2 protein-coding genes are annotated in these 1553 nt (G+C 71.5%); both read right to left on the bottom strand.

Annotated elements, in window-relative coordinates:
- The coding region (locus N878_RS19995) for a prolipoprotein diacylglyceryl transferase family protein (RefSeq protein WP_021445324.1) at positions 1-333 on the bottom strand (333 nt) is incomplete at its 3' end.
- A 54-nt stretch (positions 334-387) separates the two neighbouring features.
- On the bottom strand, positions 388-1553 hold a 1166-nt coding region (locus N878_RS20000), incomplete at its 5' end, for an ATP-dependent helicase C-terminal domain-containing protein (RefSeq protein WP_021445325.1).

A 1553-nucleotide genomic window follows, 5' to 3' on the forward strand; every position in this document is an offset into this window, starting at 1 on the left:
CGTCGCCAACGGCCGGCGCAGACGCGCGTCGCGCCAGAGGTACCAGGCGCCCAGGGCCAGCGCGGCAAGCAGCCCCGGCCAGGCGAGAAAGCCGCCGTCGCGGATATCCAGCACCCGCCACGGCGCCGCACGGTAGAACTCGGCGTAGACCAGCACGAAGGCCAGCCGGGCCACCAGCAGCCCCAGCAGCAACAGGCGAAACAGCTGCCGCTCCGGGTTGCAGCCCTGGCGCCGGCCACTCCACCAACCCGCCAGGGTCGCCAGCAGCAGGCTGCCGAGCAACAGCAGATGGTCGGTGGCCAGGGCCAATGGGCCGATATCGAGGGTCAGCATGGCAACTCCGCAGACAGAAGACAGCGACTGGGACAGCCCCCGGCCGCCGCGGGTTCACTTGCGCGGCTTGGCCCGCGCGGTGGGTTCGGCGATCAGCGGGTCGTCCGGCCAGTAATGCTTGGGATACCTGCCCTTCAGATCCTTCTTCACCTCCAGGTAGGTATTGGCCCAGAAGCTGGCCAGGTCCTGGGTCACCTGCACCGGCCGCCGCGCAGGCGACAGCAGATGCAGCTTGAGCCCCAGGCGGCCGCCGGCGATGCGCGGGGTGGCGGCCAGGCCGAACAGCTCCTGCAGGCGCACGGCGAGCACCGGCGGCTGTTCCCTGTAGTCGATGGCGATGCGCGAGCCGGACGGCACCGTCAGCGCCCGCGGCGCCAGCTCGTCGAGACGCTGTGGCAGCGGCCAGGGCAGCAGGGTCTGCAGGATCGAAGACAGGTCGAGGCTGGCGAAGTGGCTGAGACGATTGACCTTGCTCAAGTAAGGCGTCAGCCACTGCTCGAGGCTGGCCAGCAGCGCGGCGTCGGACAGGTCCGGCCATTCGCTCTGCCCCTGCTGCCGCATATCCAGTTCGCGCAGCAGCGCCACCCGCGCCTGCCATTGGCGCAGCTCCGGCGTCCAGGGCAGCAGCTCCAGGCCCTTGCGCCGCACCAGGCCGACCAGCGCCCGGCAGCGTGCCTCCTCGTCCAGCGCGGCCAGCGCCTGGCGCTGCAGCACCAGCTCGCCGACCTTGCGCTGACGATCGGCGCGCAGCACGCCTTCGCGCTCGTCCCAGTCGAGCACGTCCAGCGTCTCGACCTGCTCGGCCAGCTCGCGCTCGAACAACGCCGGGTCGAGGTCGGCGGCGAGATAGATGCGCTCCTCGCGCTGGCCCTGACGGCTGCCCAGGTCGGCCACCACCAGCCATTCGTGCTTCATCAGCGCGTCCGCCTCGGCGAACTGCGCCGCGCGGCCGTTGGCCAGGCGATAGTCGGCGCCACCAGTGCGGCGCTGCTGGGCGATGCGATCGGGGTAGGCGAAGGCCAGCAGGCAGCCGAGCCAGCGCGGGTGTTCGGGCTCGCTCACCGCCTGAGTCACCGGCCGGCCCTTGAGCAGGGCCTGGAACTGCCGCGCCAGTTGCCGGGCGCGCTTTACCCCAGCTTGCGCCGAGCGCGCCGCGCGGCTGTCGCCACTGAGCAGGGCCAGGCGACTGTGCAGATCGGCGCCGCCGCCGCGGAGGATAT

The organism is Pseudomonas sp. EGD-AK9 (assembly GCF_000465935.2).
Classification (GTDB): domain Bacteria; phylum Pseudomonadota; class Gammaproteobacteria; order Pseudomonadales; family Pseudomonadaceae; genus Aquipseudomonas.